Source organism: Amycolatopsis sp. SID8362 (genome assembly GCF_010550475.1).
Lineage (GTDB): Bacteria > Actinomycetota > Actinomycetes > Mycobacteriales > Pseudonocardiaceae > Amycolatopsis > Amycolatopsis eburnea.
Window position 1 is genome coordinate 16,227 of sequence record NZ_JAAGNB010000057.1, and the last position, 19,902, is coordinate 36,128.

23 protein-coding genes and 1 pseudogene are annotated in these 19,902 nt (G+C 69.7%); 4 read left to right on the plus strand and 20 right to left on the minus strand.

Features of this window, described 5'->3' with window-relative positions; translation table 11 throughout:
• Positions 1-46: 46 nt before the first annotated feature.
• From G3I65_RS01890 to G3I65_RS01900, 3 genes are read right to left on the minus strand one after another with little or no spacing between them, the layout of a single operon-like run.
• Positions 47-1,255, minus strand: coding sequence for a DUF445 domain-containing protein (locus G3I65_RS01890; protein ID WP_160694134.1), 1,209 nt, complete (start codon positions 1,253-1,255; stop codon positions 47-49).
• A 40-nt stretch (positions 1,256-1,295) separates the two neighbouring features.
• Positions 1,296-2,471 carry a DUF445 domain-containing protein gene (locus tag G3I65_RS01895; RefSeq protein WP_160694172.1) on the minus strand — a complete coding sequence of 392 codons (1,176 nt, stop codon included), beginning with the start codon at positions 2,469-2,471 and terminating at the stop codon, positions 1,296-1,298.
• Positions 2,472-2,530: 59 nt separating this feature from the next.
• Positions 2,531-3,703, minus strand: coding sequence for a DUF445 domain-containing protein (locus G3I65_RS01900; RefSeq protein ID WP_166639528.1), 1,173 nt, complete (start codon positions 3,701-3,703; stop codon positions 2,531-2,533).
• A 177-nt stretch (positions 3,704-3,880) separates the two neighbouring features.
• On the opposite strand from G3I65_RS01900, the gene G3I65_RS01905 reads away from it, so the two are divergent.
• Together G3I65_RS01905 and G3I65_RS01910 are read left to right on the plus strand one after the other, a co-directional pair.
• On the plus strand, positions 3,881-4,810 hold the full coding sequence (locus G3I65_RS01905) for a hypothetical protein (protein WP_160694138.1): 930 nt from the start codon (positions 3,881-3,883) through the stop codon (positions 4,808-4,810).
• Positions 4,811-4,868: 58 nt separating this feature from the next.
• Positions 4,869-5,519, plus strand: coding sequence for a class II aldolase/adducin family protein (locus G3I65_RS01910; protein ID WP_160694140.1), 651 nt, complete (start codon positions 4,869-4,871; stop codon positions 5,517-5,519).
• Here G3I65_RS01910 and G3I65_RS56915 read toward each other — a convergent pair.
• From G3I65_RS56915 to G3I65_RS01995, 17 genes are all read right to left on the minus strand, one after another.
• Positions 5,516-5,845 (minus strand): hypothetical protein, encoded by a 330-nt coding sequence (locus G3I65_RS56915; RefSeq protein WP_239070246.1) that lies wholly within the window; start codon positions 5,843-5,845, stop codon positions 5,516-5,518. The genes G3I65_RS01910 and G3I65_RS56915 overlap by 4 nt on opposite strands.
• Positions 5,846-5,927: 82 nt before the next feature.
• Positions 5,928-6,611 (minus strand): HD family phosphohydrolase, encoded by a 684-nt coding sequence (locus tag G3I65_RS01920; RefSeq protein WP_160694142.1) that lies wholly within the window; start codon positions 6,609-6,611, stop codon positions 5,928-5,930.
• 72 nt (positions 6,612-6,683) lie between these two features.
• A complete protein-coding gene (locus G3I65_RS01925) occupies positions 6,684-7,322 on the minus strand; it encodes a hypothetical protein (RefSeq protein WP_160694144.1) in 639 nt (212 codons plus the stop codon).
• Between the two features lie 2 nt (positions 7,323-7,324).
• A complete protein-coding gene (locus G3I65_RS01930) occupies positions 7,325-8,338 on the minus strand; it encodes a hypothetical protein (protein WP_163046628.1) in 1,014 nt (337 codons plus the stop codon).
• 183 nt (positions 8,339-8,521) lie between these two features.
• Positions 8,522-9,094, minus strand: a complete 573-nt coding sequence (locus G3I65_RS01935) for a transglutaminase-like domain-containing protein (RefSeq protein ID WP_160694146.1) — start codon at positions 9,092-9,094, stop codon at positions 8,522-8,524.
• A gap of 73 nt (positions 9,095-9,167) precedes the next feature.
• On the minus strand, positions 9,168-9,773 hold the full coding sequence (locus G3I65_RS01940; protein WP_160694148.1) for a histidine phosphatase family protein: 606 nt from the start codon (positions 9,771-9,773) through the stop codon (positions 9,168-9,170).
• Between the two features lie 13 nt (positions 9,774-9,786).
• Positions 9,787-11,055 (minus strand): hypothetical protein, encoded by a 1,269-nt coding sequence (locus tag G3I65_RS01945; RefSeq protein ID WP_160694150.1) that lies wholly within the window; start codon positions 11,053-11,055, stop codon positions 9,787-9,789.
• A 40-nt stretch (positions 11,056-11,095) separates the two neighbouring features.
• Positions 11,096-11,458 (minus strand): hypothetical protein, encoded by a 363-nt coding sequence (locus tag G3I65_RS01950; RefSeq protein ID WP_160694152.1) that lies wholly within the window; start codon positions 11,456-11,458, stop codon positions 11,096-11,098.
• 35 nt (positions 11,459-11,493) lie between these two features.
• Positions 11,494-12,927, minus strand: a complete 1,434-nt coding sequence (locus tag G3I65_RS01955) for an MBOAT family protein (RefSeq protein ID WP_160694154.1) — start codon at positions 12,925-12,927, stop codon at positions 11,494-11,496.
• Between the two features lie 52 nt (positions 12,928-12,979).
• Positions 12,980-13,936, minus strand: coding sequence for a 23S rRNA (guanosine(2251)-2'-O)-methyltransferase RlmB (rlmB, locus tag G3I65_RS01960; protein WP_160694156.1), 957 nt, complete (start codon positions 13,934-13,936; stop codon positions 12,980-12,982).
• 22 nt (positions 13,937-13,958) lie between these two features.
• Positions 13,959-15,347 (minus strand): cysteine--tRNA ligase, encoded by a 1,389-nt coding sequence (gene cysS / locus G3I65_RS01965; protein WP_160694158.1) that lies wholly within the window; start codon positions 15,345-15,347, stop codon positions 13,959-13,961.
• A 42-nt stretch (positions 15,348-15,389) separates the two neighbouring features.
• Entirely contained in the window at positions 15,390-16,076 is a 687-nt protein-coding gene (locus G3I65_RS01970) for an HAD family hydrolase (protein ID WP_160694160.1), read from the minus strand.
• A 21-nt stretch (positions 16,077-16,097) separates the two neighbouring features.
• A complete protein-coding gene (locus tag G3I65_RS01975) occupies positions 16,098-16,493 on the minus strand; it encodes a PPOX class F420-dependent oxidoreductase (RefSeq protein WP_160694162.1) in 396 nt (131 codons plus the stop codon).
• Positions 16,494-16,503: 10 nt separating this feature from the next.
• Entirely contained in the window at positions 16,504-16,899 is a 396-nt protein-coding gene (locus G3I65_RS01980; protein WP_160694164.1) for a PPOX class F420-dependent oxidoreductase, read from the minus strand.
• Between the two features lie 184 nt (positions 16,900-17,083).
• Positions 17,084-17,551: a 2-C-methyl-D-erythritol 2,4-cyclodiphosphate synthase gene (gene ispF, locus G3I65_RS01985; RefSeq protein WP_160694166.1), complete on the minus strand. Its 468-nt coding sequence runs from the start codon at positions 17,549-17,551 to the stop codon at positions 17,084-17,086.
• Positions 17,548-18,171, minus strand: coding sequence for a 2-C-methyl-D-erythritol 4-phosphate cytidylyltransferase (locus tag G3I65_RS01990; protein ID WP_160694168.1), 624 nt, complete (start codon positions 18,169-18,171; stop codon positions 17,548-17,550). Before G3I65_RS01990 ends, ispF begins: the two co-directional genes overlap by 4 nt.
• Before the next feature lie 44 nt (positions 18,172-18,215).
• Positions 18,216-18,707, minus strand: a complete 492-nt coding sequence (locus G3I65_RS01995) for a CarD family transcriptional regulator (RefSeq protein WP_004559016.1) — start codon at positions 18,705-18,707, stop codon at positions 18,216-18,218.
• 275 nt (positions 18,708-18,982) lie between these two features.
• On the opposite strand from G3I65_RS01995, the gene G3I65_RS02000 reads away from it, so the two are divergent.
• Both G3I65_RS02000 and G3I65_RS02005 read left to right on the plus strand, forming a co-directional pair.
• Positions 18,983-19,666, plus strand: coding sequence for a copper chaperone PCu(A)C (locus G3I65_RS02000; RefSeq protein ID WP_160694170.1), 684 nt, complete (start codon positions 18,983-18,985; stop codon positions 19,664-19,666).
• Positions 19,667-19,705: 39 nt separating this feature from the next.
• Positions 19,706-19,902: pseudogene (locus tag G3I65_RS02005) on the plus strand (DNA repair protein RadA); the annotation flags it as partial.

Genomic DNA, 19,902 nt, shown 5'->3' on the forward strand with positions numbered 1-19,902 from the left:
CCTGGACGTATCTTTCCTAGGGAAAGTGAATGTGCGAGTGCAAAGGTCAGCCGAGCATCAGCAGAACTTGGAGCTCGCCCACCACGAACCCGATCACCCCGCCGACGGCGATCAGCTTCCACTCGTCCTGCCGGAACGCGGGCCGCAGCAGCCCCTCGAACTCCAGCGGCGTCAACGCCAGCATCCGCTGCTCGATCACCTTCGCGACGTCCATCGCCTCGGTCAGGTAGCCCTCGGCGTACCGGGCCGTGTCCGGCAGCTGCTCCAGCGCCTTCACCGCCGCCGCGTGCTTCATCTCCCTCAGCCGCGGGGCGCCGACCGTCCAGGAGAGGGGCATCTGCTTGTCGACCGCGTCCGAGACGAGGTGCTCGACCAGCGCCGCCAGGCGGTCGGCGCGTGGGCCGCGCAGGATCGCGTCCAGCAGGTTCTGGACCGTCAGGACCTCGTTCGCGATCAGCTCGCCGTACTGCCGCGCCACCTCCGCGCGCCGCCGCTGGAACTTGCCCTGGAAGATCACCCGGCCGACGCGGACCGGCTCGCGCGGGACGAAGATCAGCTTGATCGCCAGCCAGTCGGTGAACAGCCCGATCGCGCCGCCGAAGACCGGGAGCACCCACGGTTCGCGCGTGAACGCCCAGACGATCGTCTGCACCAGGCCCAGCCCGAACCCGAAGTAGATGCCCATCCGCGCGATGAACGCCATCTCCGGGCGGGACGTCTCGCGGATCAGCCGGACCAGCAGCGCGCGGTCCCGCGTCAGCCGCTGGACCGTCATGTGCTGGACGTCGAGGACGTCGTCGAGGTGCTCGCGGACGTCGTCGAGGAACTCCCGCACCAGCCGCGGCGCCGACGCCTGGACCTGCTTGATCAGCATTTCCTGGGCCAGCGTCGGCATGACCTCCCACAGCCGCGGGTGGTGTTCGGCGAGCACCTCGCGCGCGATGTGGTCGACCGCGCGCAGCAGGGGCTGCTCCAGCTCGGTCGTGATGATCACCGGGTCGATCCGGTCGAGCACCTCGCGGAGGTCGAGGAGGTTCTCGGTCAGCAGCTCGGTCGCGACCGCCGCCATCCGCCCGCCGTGCTTCGGGACGACGCCCTGCCAGCCGAGCAGCGGCGGGATCCCGACGAAGTCCAGCGGCCGGAACATCATCTCGATGGCGACCCGCTTGGTGACGTAGCCGATCAGCGCCGCGATGAACGGCATCGCCGCGTAGACCGGCCAGTGCAGGGCGAGGTCGCGCAGGACAGCGTCCACCTCGACCTCCCTCGCAATCCCGAGAGCGAAACCGTACCGGCTACCCGAGCAGCGCGAGCACCTGCAGTTCGCCGACGAGCCCGCCGATCACCGCGCCGACGGCGATCAGCTTCCACTCGTCCTGCCGGAACGCCGGCCGCAGCAGCTGCTCGAACTCGAGCGCGCTCAGCTTCCGCATCCGGTCGACGATCGTGTTGCGCACGTCGAGGGCGTTGATCGCGTAGTTCTCCGCGTACCGGATCGTCTCCGGCACGCGCTCCGCCGCCTTCGCCGCCGCCGTCTGCTTCATCTCCTGGAACTTCTTCGTCCCGACGGCGATGGCGACGAACGGCTTGACCACGCTGGCCTGCGCGTCGATCGTCTTCTGCACCTCGCGGGTGATCATCGCGAACAGCTTGTCGGACTTCGGCCCGCGCAGCACGGCCTCCAGCAGGTTGGGAATGGTGATGATCTCGCGCGCGATCATGTCGCCGTAGTCGGCGGCCACCTGGTCACGGCGCTTCTGGAAGACGCCCTGCCAGGTGTAGAGCCCGAAGAACCGGCGCGGCTCGCGCGGCAGGAAGATCATCTTGAGCGCCAGCCAGTCGGTGAGCCAGCCGATGCCGAGGCCGAACAGCGGGAGCACGATCGGCGACTTCGTCAGCGCCCAGACGACCAGCTGCACGCAGCCGAGGCTGAACCCGAACCAGATCCCGGAGCGGGCGATGAACCGCATCTCCGGCCGGGAGATGTCGCGGATCAGCCGGTTCAGCAGCGCTTTGTCGCGCACGAGGTTCGTCACGACCATGTGCTTGAGGTCGAGCACGTCCTCGATGTTGTCGGCGATCTCCCGCATGATCTTGGTGATCGCCTTCGGCGCCTCGGCCTGGACGCGCTTGAGCAGCAGCTGCTGCGCGCCGTTCGGCAGGACCTCCCACAGCCGCGGCTGGTAGGTCTCCATCACCTCGCGCGTGACGTCCTCGACGACCCGCAGCAGCGGCTGCTCGATCTCCTTCGCCACCTGCGCCGGGTCGAGCCGGGCGAAGATCTCCTTGGGGTCGACGAGGTTGGTCGTCAGCATCTCGGTGGCGGTGGCCGCCATGCGCTCGGCGTTGGCCGGCAGCACGCCCTGCCAGCCGAAGAAGGGCCTGATGCCCTTGAACTCCAGCGGCCGGAACATCATCTCGATGGCGACGCGCTTGGTGACGTAGCCGATCAGCGCCGCGATGAGCGGCATGGTGACGTACACCTGCCAGTGCGTGCCGAAGTCCACCCGCGCACGCTATCGGCCCGCGCTCAATGCAGCAGGAGCAGCACCTGGAGTTCACCCACCAGGCCACCGATGACCGCGCCGACCGCGATGAGCTTCCATTCGTCCTGCTTGAAGGCCGGCCGCAGGATGCCCTCGAACTCGATGGGCGTCAGCTGCTGCATCTTCTCGACGATCGTGTTCCGGACGTCGAGGGCGCCGGTGGCGTAGCTCTCGACGTGCTTCACCGTCTCGGGGAGGTACGCGATCACCTTCTCCGCCGCCGCGCGTTTCATCTCCTGGTACTGCCGGCCGCCGATGGTCAGCGCGACCAGCGGCTTGGCGATGCTCGCCTGCTGGTCGACCGTGCGCTGGACCTCGCGGGTGATCATCGAGAACAGCTTGTCCGCGCGCGGCCCGGTGAGCACGGCCTCCAGCACGTTCCGCACGGTGAGCACCTCGTCGGCGATCAGCGCGCCGTAGTCGGCGGCGACCTCCCGGCGGCGCTTCTGGAACATGCCCTGCCAGCGGAAGAAGCCGAACCCGCGGGGCTCGCGCGGGTAGAAGATCATCTTGAGCGCGAGCCAGTCCGTGACGAAGCCTGTGACGAAACCGAAGACCGGCATGATGAGCGGCTGCTTCGTCAGCGCCCACGCGACGAACTGGACGAGCCCGATCACGAACCCGAACCAGATCCCGGACCGCGCGATGAACTTGAACTCGGGCGCGGCGACCTCGCGGATCAGCCGGCAGGTCAGCGACTTGTCGCGGACCATGGCCCCGATGAGCATGTCGTTGACGTCGAGGACTTCGTCGATGTTCGTCGACACTTCCCGCATCAGCCGCTTGACGACGGCCGGCGCCTGCGCCTGGACCTGCTCGACGAGCAGCCGCTGAGCCCGCGTCGGCAGGAGTTCCCAGAGGCGCGGCTGGTAGGTCTCCATGACTTCGCGAGTGACTTCTTCGACGGCCTTGAGCAGCGGCGGTTCGAGCTCTTTGACCATTTCCTCCGGATCGAGGCGGCTGAAGATCTCCTGCGGGTCGACGAGGTTGCGGGTCAGCAGGTCGACGGCGGTGGTGGCCATCCGCCGCGCGTTCGCCGGGATGACGCCCTGCCAGCCGAGGAACGGCCGGATCCCGACGAAGTCCAGCGGCCGGAACATCATCTCGATGGCCACCCGCTTGGTGAGGTAGCCGATCAGGGCGGCGATGAGCGGCATGGTGGCGTAGACGTGCCAGTGCGCGCCGATGTCGGCGAGTATGTCCACAGTGGCCTCCTCGCCGTTAACCGCTGGTCAACAAGCTCAGGATGCCATGCGTCACCGGGGGTTCCAAAATCCGTGATGCATCCGTTTGGCGGTACGTCCGGACGGTCCCCGGCTCACTAAGGTGTGCCGATGGTCGCGCCTGAGAAGCCCCAGTCCGCCCCGAAGACCACCCAGTTCGCGGTCGGTGTCCGCGGCTACAACCAGCGCCAGGTCGACGAGCGCCTCGCCGAGCTGACCAAGGAGATGCGCGAGACGGCGCGCAGCCGCGACGAAGCCGTCGCGACGTCCTCGGACCTCACGAAAGCCCTCGCGTACGCGCAGAAGGAGCTGGCCGAGACGAAGGCCGCCCTCGCGCGGATGAGCTCGAGCCCGTCCGGCGCCGGCGCGATGGCCGAGCGCGTCCGCATGATGATGCAGCTCGCCGAAGAGGAGATCGCCGACCTGCGCGCGGCCGCCGAGGCCGACGCGGCCTCGACCCGCGACCAGGCCGACAAGTACGCGCACGAAACCCGCCGCACGGCCGACAAACTGGCCAAGGACGCGGAGGAGGAGCGCGCCCGCCTGCTGTCGGAGGCGAAGGGCGAGATCGAGAAGCTGAACGCGGCGGCGGGCGCGAAGCGCGTCGAGCAGGCCGCGGCGGCGGAACGGGCCCGCAAGGAAGCGGACGCGAAGGCCGAAGCGGCGGCGGCCGCCGCGCGGCAGGAAGCCGACCGGGTGGCGTCGGAGGAACTGGCGCGGAAGAAGAAGGCGTTCGAGGACGAGTACGCCGCGAAGAAGAAGGCGTTCGACGACGAGGTCGCGCGGAAGCAGCAGGAGACGGAGTCGGCGCTGACGTCGGCGCGGGCGCAGCAGACGGAAGCCGACCGGAACCGGAAGCTGGCGCTGGACCTGCGCAAGAAGGTCGCCGAGCGGATCGCGGCGACGGACGTGGCGGTTCAGGAAGCCATGCGCCTGCTGGCTCCGGTGGAGGAGCCGCCGTCGAACGGCGACCGCAAGCCGAGCCCGGCTCCCGCTGCGGCTGGGAAGGCGCCTGCCTCGGCTCCGGCGGCCAAGGGCTGAGCAGCGCGGAAACGACCCCGGCGCAGGGCGGGGGCGTGGCTGGACCAGAGTGGTGCGCATGATCCTCGAGACCGAGCGGGCCGCCGTCTGCGCCTACGCCCGCCGGATGGTCGGTGACGGCCTCGTCGTCGGCACCTCCGGAAACGTGTCCGTGCGGGGCGGTGACCTCGTCGCCGTCACGCCGACCGGGGTCGCGTACTCGAGCCTGACGCCGGCCGATGTCGCCGTCGTCGACCTCGGCGGGCAGGTCGTCGACGGTGCGCTCAAGCCGACCAGTGAGCTGCCGATGCACCTGTCGGTCTACTGGGACGCGCGCGATCCGGACGGTGAGCCCGTGACCGCGGTCGTCCACACGCACGCGCCGCACGCCACCGCGGCGTCGACGCTCGTGCGCGAGCTGCCGCCGATCCACTACATCATCGCCACGATCGGCCCGTCGGTGCGCGTCGCGCGCTACGCGACCTACGGCACCCCCGAGCTGGCCACCGCCGTGCTCGAAGCACTGGACGGCCGGCGGGGGTGCCTGATGGCCAACCACGGCACGCTCACCTACGGCGACGGCCTCGAAGCCGCCTACCACCGGGCGCAGCAGCTCGAGTGGGCGTGCCGCGTCTGGCTGCTCGCGCAGAGCGCCGGCCGGCCGAGCTTGCTCCCGCCGCCCGAGGTGGCGAAGGTCGTCGACCGGCTGCGCGGCTACGGGCAGGGCTAGTGCGGGACGGTCTGGTTGACGACCATGATCAGGCCGAACACCAACGCGAGGAACGACAGCACGGCACCGATCGTGGCCAGTGGCTTGCCGCCGCGGCGCCCCACGCAGCCGAGGACCCCGAGGACGAGACCGGCCAGCCCGAACGGGAACGCGACGTACGCCCGGAAGCCGGTCATGTCCACCGGCAGGAACGGCAGCACGAGCGCGAGCAGGCCGAGGACCAGCGCGGCCACGGCGAGCCCGGGCCCCTTCGGCGGGGGCACCGGCCCGCCGGGGCCGGGCCACTGTGGTGCGGGCGGGTAACCGGGGTGCTGGCCGTAGGTCATGCGGACTCCTCGCCGGCGCGGGCGCTACGCCGAATGCCTACCAGCCGCCGCCCGCCGCCACGGCGGAACCGCGAAAAGTTCGCTAGGACGCCAGCGCGTCGACCGCGTGCACCGCGTCCAGCAGTTCCACCACCGTCGGGTCGTCGACCGCCTCCTTGATGCACTGCCACAGCTGGAGGTTCGCCGTCGCCCAGCGCGAGTACGTCGCGGCCGCCTCCGGGTTGTAGAAGTAGTAACCCTCGTCGTGGACGTCGCACTGCTCGCCGACGATCTTGTCCGCCAGCTCGCGCAGGCTCAGCCCGTTCTCGCGCAGGTACCGGTGGGCCAGCACGACCGGCGTCACCGGGAGCGCCTTGAACAACGTGTCCGCGTCGCTCAAAGCCTGCGCCTCCAGCGAAATGTCGCGGCCGCGGGTGGCCATTTCCGCTTCGTCGACGATTTCGTCGATCCACCGCGAAACGTGCGGCGGCACCCCGCATTCGGCGAGGATTTCCAGGCGCAGGTTCCGGCCCGCCGACGCGGGCGAGTTCCGGAGCACCAGGTAGTTGACGTCGTGCACGAGCGCGGCCACTTCGACCACGGCGGGGTCGGCCCCGTTGCGGCGGGCGAAACCACCCGCCTTCGCGCGGACGAAACTGACGTGGTGCCAGCCGTGGAACTGCAGCCGCTCGGCGTACTGGCGGCAAAGCCGGTGGACCCTTTTTTCGACAGCACCGACGACGGCGTCGGCGATCACGTGGTCGATCGTGCTTTCCTGCGTGCGCATACACCTCTCCCATCCCGGCCGTGGTGTTCAGACGGGTGGAGCAATGGTAAGCGCCGCGACGCCGGTGTGTAGTTAGATGCGGTCGGCCAATTCCCCCAATCGGCTCTCCACCGGAACGTGACGATGCCCGATTCCGCTGGCGGGATCGAAAGAAAGGCTGAAACTGCTCACTGGCCGTGATTTCACCAGGAAAGTCATCGTCCCGGCGGCCGCCTCGGGGATGCGGTGGAACTGGTCGGCGAGCATGGTGGCGCAGTCGCCGGCCTGGCACAGCGCCCGGCGGCGCAGCCGCGCGGACTCGATCAGGCCGGTGCCGGCGTCGATCGTCGTTTCGTACCTTTCGTGGAAGTAGTCACCACGGAGAATGGTGGTGCAGAAGTGGTACCTGTGGTTGTGCACCGAATCGGCGTAGCCCTCCCGCCAGTCCTCCTGGGCCTTGTATTCGTGCAGCCAGAAGGAAAACGGGTCGGCCGGCGAATCCAGCAGGCACCAGGCGAAGTGCGTGGTCGTTTCCCGCGACGAGCGCAGCACCTTCGTCGCTTGCGCGCCGGACAGCGTGCGCAGCTGGTTCCGCAGTTCGTCGCGCAGGCCGGACTGCGCGGCCCACGGCCGGAACCAGCCGTCGACCGCGCGCCATTCGGTGGCGAGCGGAAACTGGGCCGTGCGCAGGCGCGTGGCCAGTTCGGAGAGTGGGGACAGGCGGGTGAGCAAGGTCAGCTCCCTAGCTCGGCGACTTCGGAGAACTCCGCGCGGAAGGCGTGGAACTTGGCCTCCAGCTCGCGGAACTGCTCCTCGGACAGCGGGGATCCGGTGATCTTTTCGAACAGCGCCAGGAAATCCGTCCGCGTCGTCGCGGACGTGATGCGGAAGTGGCGGCCGGTCCGGGACTGCGAGACGCGCACGAATTCGGCGCGCTCCATGTTGTAGAGGAAGGAACCCTCGGTGAACCGCAGGGACCGCGGGTACAGCTTCGTGGCGCCGCGGACGTCGCTGTAGAGCGACACCCACACGCTGTCGTCGAACAGCTCGAGCCGGTCCAGCGGCGGGTCGGCGACCACGGTGATGTCGACCGACGCGCAGCGGCTGCGCGCCAGGAAGAGGCCGACGAGCCCGATCCGGATCTCTTCGTCGAGCCGGGTCTGGATTTGTTCGTAGTCGACGTCGCCGGCCTCGCGGCGCAACAGGTAGCGGGCGCGCCCGCTGATCGAGGTCGCGTCGCGCGGATCGGCGATGACGGCGCGCAGTTCGCGTTCGGTGCGGGAAAGCAGCAGGCGGGCGGCCGCGTGCCGCCCGGAGAAGCCGCGGAAGAAGTACTGCCGCGTGTGGTCGAGGTCGGCCATCAGCCCGCGGTTGAACGCGGGGTCGGGGTCGGTGGTCGCCTCGAACACGTCGGTGGGGAAGAACTCCTTGTTCAGCGCGCGGTATTCGGCGCTGAGGTCTTCCAGTGCGCGCCTGCTCTCTTCGATCACCGGGGTCACCAGTGCCTTCTGCGAAGCGCTGGCGGTGATCAGCGTGGTGCCGAACCCCACGATCGCGGAGATCAGGGTGCCGGTTCCCAGCGACGTCACCAGGTTCTTCCCGGTGCCGGGGTCCATCAGGCCGGCGACCCAGAGGCTGAGGCCGGCGACGACGACGAGCACGGTGAGGAGCAAGCTCGTCCTGGTCCAGAAGATCTCCTGCAGTGGGGTGCGGCGGCGGGGTCCGCCTTCCGCGGCCACTTGCTTCACCTCCCTTGAACCACTCGAACGGACGAATGCAAACAGTGTCTGTTCGAGTGCGCGGAGTCACTTTACGCGCCTGAGGGGGCCTGCGAAATAAGAAGTTCGGGGGACAGCGGGCGCCGCCGAACGTCACTCTCGGCAATAATTAACCAGATCTCCCGGTTTCCCGAAAACGGCGGGAAACCGGGCTCAGAGGGTGCCCGGCAGGCCGTTTTCGTACCAGCCGGGGCCGGGTCGGACGGTCTTCAGGAACTCGACGACGACCGGCGCGGGTGCCGGGTGGATCTCCGGGTGATCGCGTTCGCCGCGCCCGGTGTCGACCGGCCAGGCCAGTTTCTCCTCGTCGAGCGAAAACTCCCCGCGCGCGCCCGTGCGGTTGCCGCGGGCGTCCAGCCGTGACCACTTGCCGTGCAGGTACACGGCATTCAGCCCGTGCAGCGCGGAGAGCTCCTGGTAGCAGAACCCGGCCGGAATCCCTTGCGCCCGAAGCAAAGCGGCGAGCAGATGCGCCTTCGCGTGGCAGATCCCGACGCGCTCGCGGAGCACGTCCGACGCCCGCCAGGTGACGCGCGGATCGCGCGCGTCGATGACGTGTTCGACCTCGTCCCGCACGAACCGGAACGCGGCTTCGGCCGGATCTTCGTTCGTGGCACGCAAAGCGTCGGCCCGCGCGCGGATCAGCGGGTGCCGGTGGTCGACGACGTCGTCCGCGGCGAGGTAGTCGCTCAGCCGATCGGAGGTGGGCGCGGGAACGGGACTCATCCGGCCATCGTGACAGCTGCGGCCATTCGGGCGAGACCTGTTTTCCGCCGCGGACACGCTCCGCGTCCGGCGATCACGGAACGTAGAAATCGGGCGGGAACCCGGTCCAGCACAGTTCGGCGGGCAGGTGGCTCTGGTCGTTGTAGGTCAGCAGCGCGGCGGGCCGCGCCGGCGAGTACCGGATGACGGTGAGGGCGGCGTTGGCGTGGTTGAGCGCGAGCCACCGCCACGGCGGCGCGTCCTGCGACGCGCGAACGAGCCAGCCGGCGAGGAAGTTGTGCGTGACGAGAACTTCGTACCGCGGCTCGGTTCCCGGCACCGGCCCGCTGAACCGGCGTTCCGCCTCGGCGGCGAGTTCTTCGTCGGCGGGCGGCAGACTGCGGGCGAAGGCGAGGAGAACACCGGCGGCGGTTTCGGGCAGCTCCTCGCGCTTAGGCACGTAGGGAACGAAATCCCCGGCGGCCTTTTCGACGTGCACGGGAACCCCGGGCAGCTGCGCGGCGATGAGCTCGGCGGTCCGCGCGGCCCGCGGCAGAGGACCGTGGTGGATCGCGGTGACGGGAACGTCACGCAGCCGCCGCCCGAGGAGAACGGCTTGCCGCCGGCCGGCTTCGGTGAGCTCGCCGGACGGGGTCGCTTCGCCGTGCCGGGTGAGGAACAGGTACCGCGTGGTCAGCACGGGCCTCAGGCTTTCACGTCCCGATCTTGCGGCCCCCGAAGGGCTTGCGACGGCGTCCCGCCTTCTCCCGCTCGGAACCGGGGTTGAGAACGGTCGCGAAGAACCCGAGGGCGGCGACGAGGACGGGGGCGAGGACTTCGGCCTTGAGCAAGGGGGAGGTGGGGTTGGTCTTGTAGACGTAGAAGGCGCCGAGGGCGACGAGGACGAGCGGAAGCAGACCGAGCCCGAGCCTTAGCGCGCCAGAGAGCCAGAGGCGCCAGCGGGTGGCCCGTTCGAGCTCTTCCGCGTCGGCGCGATCCCATTCACCCCACCGTTCCCGCGCGGCGGTGACGAGGAGGCGGGCCACCTTGTCCGCGACTTCGGTGCGGGTCGTCGCCTTCGGGAGCAGGCAATCCTTCGCGAGGAGCCGCGTCCCCGCGGCCATCTCCGCGAACTCGGGGTGCACGCGTCGCGGCAGGGTCGATCTCGAGATCGGGGAGAGGGTCGCGCTCAGGTAGCGCGGCAAGAAGCGTTCGACGCACGAGGCGACGTGCTCGAGGGTGAACGAAGCGGTTCTCAACGACTCCGGCTCCGGCGCGTTGACCAGCAACCAGTGCGTTTCGGCGAGCGACTCGACGATCTCCGCGGCGGTGAACCGGGTCCAGCAGACGCGGTAGGTGCCCAGGATCAGTTCGTATCCCGCTTGGTAGAGCAGGTCGAGCAGGAAGAGGGTGGCGACGGCGACGAAGAACCCGGAAGCCAACCCGGGGCCCCAGGACGACGGCCAGCGCAGCAACCACCACCCGGCGACCATGAGCGCACCCAGCCCGAGGAGGCCCAGCACCGTTCTGGCAATCGGGGAGACGGGCCTGCGCGCGCCGGAAACGGCCAAGCCGAGCAAGGAGACGAAGTACCCGGTCACGGCGGCGATCCCGGCGGTCGCGAGCCTTTCCGAGATCGAACCGTCGACGTTGGGCAGCACCGCTCCGACGCTGAAAGCCACTACGGCGAACGTCTGGAAGTCGAAAGCCCGGTTTAGCACCTTCTCGCTGCCCTGGACGTCGCTCCAGATCTGGTAGCCACCGACGCGGAGCACCGAATCCCGGATCCGGCCGGGAAGGTCGGGGTCGTCGGGCACCAGCCGCCGTACCACCGCGGCGGCCCACAGCGCATCGCGGCCGTTGTAGTCGCGGAGCAGCTGGTAGTACATCGTGCGCAGGCCGAGTACCCGCAGCAGGAACTTGCCTTTGGCGTAGCCGGCCAGTTCTTCGTCCGTGATCGCGGGCTCTTCGCGGGTGTCCACGAACACAGGAGTCGCGGACGGTCGCGAGTCCGCTACAAGGTCAGATCACGGGGACGAGGGTGCCTTCGGGGCCGTGGGTGGGGACGAACTGGGCCTTCAGCCTGATCGAGGCCGGGTGCGGGACCAGGACCATCGAGGCGAACGGCGTGATCGTGTGCTCGTAGCCGCTGTTCGTGTGGAGGTGGGCGCTCACGTGGACGTTGCGGTCCGCCGGGATCTCGAACGTGACCGAGCCCCAGGAGACGATGTACTGGCGGCCGTCGATGCTGGCGATGGGGGCGTACGCGCGGACTGTGTGGCCCAGGTGCGGGATTTCCAGGGTGAGGAGCCGGCGGGGGCCGGTGTGGTTGTCCACGTACGGGATCACGCCTGGGACTTTGGCCAGGTCGACGGGGTCGGTCATGGGGGGATTGTCCCATCGGCCCGGCCCGCGGCGGGTCAGAACTGGTAGTACAGGAACGGGCTGAACGTTCCCGTCGCGATCAGGATCGCCGCGTACAGCAGGCCCGCCGTCATCACGCCGATGCGCAGGGCGGTGGCCGGGCGGCTGCGGGACGACTCCAGCAGCGGGCCCGTCACCGGGTGGGCCGGGAGCAGGAACACCGCCAACGCCGCCAGCAGCAGCACCAGGCGCTGGTTCGTGAACGCCTGCTCCACGCCCGCTCCCAAGCCCTCGAAGTCCGGGATCAGCATGTGGCCGATCATCGACAACGCGTGGCCCAGGTCCGCCGAGCGGAAGAACACCCAGCCGAACACCACCAGGAGCATCGTCAGGGCTCGGCGCAGGTGGCGTTTCCACGGGACCGCCGGGTCGAGGTCGAGGCCGAAGCGGCGCTCGATCACCAACAGGGCGCCGTGGTAGCAGCCCCACACCAGGAACGTCCACTGGGCGCCGTGCCAGAAGCCCGTCAGGACGAACACGATGCAGAGGTTGCGGTACGTCTGGGCCGCTCCGTTCCGGTTGCCGCCCAGCGGGATGTACACGTAGTCGCGGAACCAGCGGGACAGGCTCATGTGCCAGCGGCGCCAGAACTCCGTGATCGTCACCGACGAGTACGGCCGCGCGAAGTTCTCCGGGAGGCGGAAGCCCAGCATGCGGCCGAGGCCGATCGCCATGTCGGAATAGCCCGAGAAGTCGAAGAACAGCTGCAGGGTGTAGCCGATCGCGCCGAGCCAGGCCGTGGCGAACGTCATCTGGTCCGGGGGGACCTTGAAGCACGCCTCGACCAACGGGCTCAGCGAGTCCGCGATGATCGTCTTCTTGCACAGGCCGAGCGCGAACCTCGGGAAGCCCGCCGCGATGTCGTCGAGGCGGTGCGAGCGCGGCTGCGGGAGCTGGTCGGCGATCTCGCGATATCGGACGATCGGGCCGGCCACCAGCTGCGGGAACATCGCGATGTACGCCGCGAACGACACCGGGTTGCGCAGCGCCTGCCGCTCGCCGCGGTAGATGTCGACCACGTACGAGATGTGGTGGAACGTGTAGAACGAGATGCCGATCGGGACCACCAGGCTCGCGACCGGCACGCTGCCGCCGAACCAGTGCGCCACCGCCGCGATCTGCTGGGTCGCGAAGCCCGCGTACTTCCAGACCAGCAGCACCGCGACGTCCAGCGAGACCACCGCGATCAGGATGCGGCGCCGCCGGACGCCGTGGACGTCCCACGGGCTCGGGGCCAGCAGCGGGCCTGCCATGAAGTTCACGACCATGCAGCCGAGCAGCAGGAACACGAACCCGCCGGCGCCGATCGTGTAGAACAGCAGGCTGCCGACCGCGATGATGCCGTTGCGCCAGCTCCGCGGGCACACCAGGACGGCGATGAGCACCGCCGGCATGAAGTACCACAGGAAAAGTGGCGATACGAACGACATCGGGTCCCCTCGGTTTATCCGACGGTGACCTTAACCCGACCGGGTGGTGGTGTCAGACCCGACCGGCGACACGGCGGCGTCGCGCCACCTCGGCGAGCAGCACGCCGGCCGCCACCGAGGCGTTCAGGGACTCCACGCCCGCCGCCATCGGGATCGACACCGTCGCGTCGCACGTCTCCCGGACCAGCCGCGACAGGCCGCGGCCCTCCGAGCCCAGCACGATGACCAGCGGGTCCGCCGCCAGCGAGAGCTCGTCGATGTCGACCGAGCCGTCGGCGTCCAGGCCGACGAGCATCAGGCCCTCGTTCGCCCACGCCTTGAGCTGCCGCGTCAGGTTCGTCGCCACCGCGATCGGCAGCTTCGCCGCCGTGCCCGCGCTCGTGCGCCACGCCACCGCCGTCATGCCCGCGCTGCGCCGCTCCGGGAGCAGCACGCCGTGGGCGCCGAACGCCGCCGCCGAACGGATCACCGCGCCCAGGTTGCGCGGGTCGGTCACGCCGTCGAGCGCGACGAACAGGGGCACCTCGCCCGAGTTGCGGGCCGCCGCCATCAGCTCGTCCGGGTGGGCGTACTCGAACGGCGGGACCTGCAGCCCCAGGCCCTGGTGCACGGCCCGGCTCGTCTTGCGGTCCAGCTCCTCGCGCGGGATCTCCAGGATCGAGATGCCCTTGTCGCCGGCCAGCCGGACGGCGTCGTTCACGCGGTCGTCGATCTCGATGTTCAGCGCGACGTACAGCGCGGTCGCCGGGACGCCGGCGCGCAGCGCCTCGACCACCGGGTTGCGCCCGGCGATCAGCTCCGGCTTGTCGGCCTTCTTCTGCCGCGCCTGGTCGCGCTTCGTCTGGGCGTTCGCCTGGCGGTACGCCTTGTGCCCGGGGCGGTCCTCCGCCTTCGGGGTCGGCCCCTTGCCTTCGAGGGCCTTGCGGCGCTGGCCGCCCGAGCCGACGACGGCGCCCTTCTTGGTGCCCGTCTTGCGGATCGCGCCCTGGCGCCGCGAATTGCCTGCCATGGTGAAAGTTTCCTTGCGTTGCTCAGTCGGCCTTGACGGTCCACTGAGGACCGTTGGGGGTGTCCTCCACCACGATGCCCGCCTGCTGGAGGCGGTCACGGGCGGCGTCCGCGCGGGCGAAGTCCTTCTCGGCCCTGGCCTGCTGGCGCTCGGCCAGCAGGCTTTCGACGAGGAAGCCCAGCGCCTCCTTGGTGGGCGTGTCGGAACCGCCCGCCTCGGACCAGCGCGCGGACAGCGGGTCGAGGCCCAGCACGTCGGTCATCGCGCGGACGGCCGCGGCGAGTTCGAGTGCCTTCGGGGTGTCGCCCGCGTCGAGAGCGGCGTTACCGTCGCGGACCGTGTTGTGCACCACGGCGAACGCCTGCGGGGTGGCCAGGTCGTCGTCGAGCGCGTTCGCGAACTCGGCGGGCAGCGTGCCGATGCTGACCTCGCCGGACCCGGCCGCGCGCCGCAGGAACGTCTCGATCCGCCGGTAGCCCTGCGCGGCCTCGGTCACCGCCGCGTCGGAGTACTCGATGTTGGACCGGTAGTGCGGTTGCACCAGGTAGTACCGCAGCTCGACCGCCCGGTACCGCTCCAGCATCGCCGGGATCGTCACGGTGTTGCCCAGCGACTTCGACATCTTCTCGCCGGACATGGTCACCCACGCGTTGTGCAGCCAGTAGCGGGCGAACGGGTCTCCGACGGCGTTGGACTGGGCGCGCTCGTTCTCGTGGTGCGGGAAGATCAGGTCGATCCCGCCGCCGTGGATGTCGAACTCCGCGCCCAGGTACGCCGTGGCCATGGCCGAGCACTCGAGGTGCCAGCCCGGCCGGCCGTCGCCCCACGGCGTCGGCCACGACGGCTCGCCCGGCTTCGCGCTCTTCCACAGCGTGAAGTCGCGCGGGTCCTGCTTGCCGCGGGTCGGCGTCTCGCCCTGCTGGACGTCGTCGAGACCCTGGCGCGACAGCTCGCCGTAGTGGTCGAACGACTTCACCGAGAAGTAGACGTCGCCCTCGGTCGCGTACGCGTGCCCCTGGTCGATCAGGCGCCGCATCAGGTCGACCATCTGGGTGATGTGCCCGGTCGCGCGCGGGTTGATCGACGGCGGCAGGCAGCCGAGCTGGTCGTAGGCCTGCTCGAAGGCGCGCTCGTGCGTCGCCGCCCACTCCCACCAGGGCCGGTCCGCGTCGGCGGCCTTGGCCAGGATCTTGTCGTCGATGTCGGTGACGTTGCGGACCAGCAGCACGTCGAGTCCACTGTGGACGAGCCAGCGGCGCAGGACGTCGTAGTTCAGGGCGCCGCGGATGTGCCCGATGTGCGGCACGCCCTGCACGGTGGCACCACACACGTAGATCGACGCCGTTCCGCTACGGACGGGGTGGAACTCCCGTACGCTCCGGGTCGCTGTGTCGAAAAGGTGTAGGGCCACCCTCGAAGGGTACGGGGTGGGCGTGAGCCGCGTCGCAGGCCCTCAGCCGATGCCGAAGCCGCGCAACGCCGTGAGCAGGGCATCCGGCCGTTCGGCGGTCGGCAGCGGGTCGACCAGCGCGAACTCGCAGCCCAGCGCGCGGGCGCCGCCGTCGGCCTCCTCGCTGTCGCCGACCATCAGCGTCTCGGTGGCCGGCACGCCGAGGCCCTCGACCGCCTTGCGGAAGATCTCCAGCTCCGGCTTGACCGCTCCGACCTCGAACGACAGCACGAATTCGTCGACGTAGGCGTCCCACCCGCGGGCGGTGAAGGCGGGCCGGATGTCGAAGGCGATGTTGCTGAGCACCCCCACCTTGAGGCCCCGTTCGGACGCGGCCTTCAGCGCGGCCTCGGTGTCCGGGTACGGCGTCCACTGGCTGGGATCGATGAGCCGCTCGTACAGCGCGACGGCCTCCTCGCGCCGCGGGACGCCCGACTTGCCGAGCACCTCGAGGTACACCTTCCGGTGCAGCACGGGGTCGCGGTCGCGGTGCTGCCAGGCGTGCAGGTGCTCGGCGTCGAGCTCGACGACCTGACCGACCGGAGCGGTCATCCGGCGCATCAGCTCGGCCTGCGCCTCGATGTCCAGCGGCGAGCCGGAGTGGTCGGTGAGGTCGGCGAGCCAGGTCTCGTCCTGTTCCAGCCGGAACAGGGTGCCGGAGTAGTCGAACAACACCGCCTTGATGGTCATGGTTTCAGCCTATCGGGGACATCAGGCCGAATGCCCTGTGATGTGTTCGGGCACGACGCGAACGAGCACGCGCACGACCTCCGGCGGCTCGGGCGGGAAGACCCCGCCGGTGTACTTGCGCGCCAGCTCGTCGTTCAGCTCGGGCCCACCCTCGGCGGTGACCTCGGCGCGGCCGCGGATCTCGACGTAGTTCTCCGGATCGGCCAGGTCGAAGACGGAGAGCGACACCCGCGGGTCACGGCGGATGTTGCGCTCCTTGCGCCGCCCCCGGACGGTCACGAACAGCACGGTGTCGCCGTCCCGCTTGGCCCAGACGACGGAGCTCTGCGGCGAGCCGTCGGCGTTGGTGGTGGCCACGACGGGGTAGTTGCGGCCGTCGAGCAGGGCCTTGGTGGCCTCGTTGAATGTCACACCCATGGTCTGGACCCTATTTGACGTTGCCGGCGATCTTGCCGACCTTGAGCCGGACCACGACGCGCTCGGTCTCGGGGCCTTCGGGCGGCGGGTCCTGGCCCAGGTACTTGTGGCTCAGCGTCTTGGGGAGCGCCTTGGCGGGGTCGGGGGTGATCTCGGCGGTGCCACGCAGCTGGGTGTGCCGGTACGGGTTTCCGGCGTCGGTGATCGAGACGCTGAGGCGGGGGTCGCGCCGCAGGTTGCGGACCTTGCGCCGGTCCTCGGTCGCGCTGAAGACGAGGTCGCCGTCGTCGAGCCCGACCCAGACGACGGAGGTCTGCGGCCCGCCGTCGGCGTCGAGGGTGGCGACGGTGGCGAAGTTCTTCCCGTCGATCAGCACGCGGACGGGGTCCGGGAGGGTGAGGGACATATCACGCCGAACGGGCTCTGGTGGGGTCCTATTCCGCGGGTCCGGGCCAGGGCCCCGGCAAAGTCGGGCAGCACGGCCGGTCCGCGCATCCCCGCGACGCCGGGCAGACCACGCGGCCGGTCACCCGCTCGCCGGCGCGACTTTGCCGGAACCCTGACGTCCGGGCCAGGTCCGAGCCGGGGTGCTACTCGGCCGCCAGGAGCAACGCCGTCGCGAAGGCCGCGATGCCCTCCCCGCGGCCGGTCAGGCCCAAGCCGTCCGACGTCGTGCCGGACACGCTCACCGGGCCGCCCACCGCCGCCGACAGGACCTCCTGCGCCTCTTCGCGGCGCTTGCCCACCCGGGGCGCGTTGCCGACGATCTGGACCGTGGCGTTGCCCACGCGCCAGCCCGCCGCCTCGATCAGGGTCCTGACCTCGGCGAGCATGTCCGCGCCGTGGGCGCCGTCCATGCGGGGGTCGCCGGTGCCGAACACCGCGCCGAGGTCGCCGAGGCCGGCCGCAGAGAGCAGGGCGTCGCACAGCGCGTGGGAAGCGACGTCGCCGTCCGAGTGGCCCGCGCAGCCGTCGGCTTCCGGCCACCGGAGGCCCGCCATCCAGCACTCGCGGCCCGGTTCGATCGGGTGGACGTCGACCCCGTTGCCGATCCTCACAGCGTCTCCTCGTTCTTCGGTGCCGCCGCGATCGCCTCGGCCAGGGAAAGTTCGAAATCGGTGGTGACGCGCATCGCGTCCGGGTGGCCCGGCACAGTCGCCGCGCCGACCGGGACCGCCGTCGTGAAGCCGGCCGCGATGAACGCGTCGAGCGTGAAGCCGATCGGCGTCTGGGCCGTGCGCAGGCGGGCGCGGTCCTCCGTGCCGACGATGAGCGACGCGTCGTCGGTCACCTTCACCGTGTCGGCCATCGGCAACACCGGGACGACGACCTCGGCGTCACCGACGGCGTCGATCACGTCACGCACGGTTTGCGCAGGAATGAAGGCACGCAGAGCGTCATGGAGGAGTACAACTGAGTCACGGGGAACTTCGGGCTCGACGACGGCGAAGGCCTGCCGGAGCGAGCCGGGGACGACCCGGCACGGAAGCCCGTCGAGGGCTTCGGAATACGACTTCGCACACCGCTGGGGGGCCGCCACGAGCACCGAAGAGATTTCCGGTACGTCGAGCAGCCCCCGCACGGTGTGCGTGAGTAGCGCCTCACCATGGACCGGCGTGAGAGCGAGCTCCCAGTCGGAGGCATGATGTGCGACGGTCACGATCACGACGACGTTCATCGGTTCGCGATCGTAGAGGCAGCCACGAGCAGGCTGCCTTGGGCTCAGACCGTCGCGGTTTCCAGAACTTCGTCGAGGAGGACCTCAGCCTTGTCCTCGTCGGTGCCCTCCGCGAGCGCGAGCTCGCTGACCAGAATTTGCCGCGCCTTCGCCAGCATGCGCTTCTCGCCGGCTGAAAGTCCGCGGTCCTTCTCTCGCCGCCAGAGGTCGCGCACCACTTCGGCCACCTTGTTCACATCGCCGGAGGCGAGCTTCTCGAGGTTGGCCTTGTACCGACGAGACCAGTTGGTGGGCTCTTCGGTGTGGGGAGCACGCAGAACGTCGAAGACCTTGTCCAGTCCTTCTTGCCCGACGACATCGCGTACGCCTACGATCTCGGCGTTGTCAGCGGGCACGCGAACCGTGAGATCCCCTTGCGCGACTTTGAGGACGAGGTACTTCTTTTCCTCGCCCTTGATCACGCGGGTCTCGATGGCTTCGATGAGTGCGGCACCGTGGTGCGGGTAGACGACGGTCTCTCCGACCTTGAAAACCATGTGTCCTCTGCCCCTTTCGCTGACTCCATCCTAGCACGGGCCGCCAGTGCCCACCTAGCGGGCCGGACTCGTCCTCGCAGGTCAGCGGCCTGAGCGGGGGTTGACAAACGTCGGACCCCCGTGCTCACGCAGGTAGCGGGGAAGCGTTTCGGCAGGTATCGCGAAATCCTTTTTGGACGGTTGATCTTGGGCGCAACGCGGACCGGTTCGGTGCCGGAGATCGCCCCCGGCTAGTCTTCGCTCGGACGAGGCCGTGAAAAGGGAAGGACTGCGACGTGAGGCTGCAGAATCGTCGCGTGCTCGGCGCGGGCGTGCTGGCGCTCGGTGCCGCGCTCGTGCTCGCCGGGTGCGGGGCCGGTCAGATCACCCAGACCGACTCGCAGCAGCCCGCTGTCAACGGTACGTACGCCCAGGTCAAGACCATTGTCCTGCGCAACGCCGCCGTGCAGTACCCGACGTCCGGCCCCGGTTACCCGGTGGGCGCGACCCCGGCGCTGACGCTGACGATCGTGAACCAGGGCGCCCAGGACGACTCGCTCGTCTCGGTCACGACCGAGGACGGCACCCAGGCCACCATCGGCGGCTCGAAGGACGTCGTCGCGGCGCACTCGCTCGTGGTCGGCCCGGACGACGCCGTCGAATCGACCAACGAGGCGCAGACCTCGGCTCCGGCTTCGCCGTCCTCGTCGGCTTCGTCGACGCCGACCGCGGCCGGCAGCAGCTCGGCGACCGCCAGCCCGGGCAACCTGACCGCGACGGCCACCGCCGAGGTCCCGTCCTCCGGCCCGGCGGCGACGCCGACCGCGCCCGAGAAGGTCGGCCAGGCCACCGTGACCCTGCCGGCGCTGAAGCAGCCGCTGTGGCCAGGTCAGGTCATCAAGGTCACGTTTGTCTTCAAGAACGCCGGACCGGTCACCGTCGAGCTGCCGGTGGCCGCGCCGGCGCACGCCAAGGAGTAGGTCCCCGGTTTTGTCGGTGGTCCCCGCTAGCCTCGCGGGGTGAAGAAAGGGACCACCTACCGCTGCGGCAGCTGCGGGTACGAAGCGGCCAAGTGGCTGGGCCGGTGTCCGGAGTGCCAGGAATGGGGCTCGTTCGAGGAGCGCGGGGTGCCGGCCAGGCCGGCCATCCAGCGCGTCGCGGCCGGGGCGCCCAGCGCTCCCGCGCGGCCGATCGGCGAAGTCGACGTCGAGGCGGC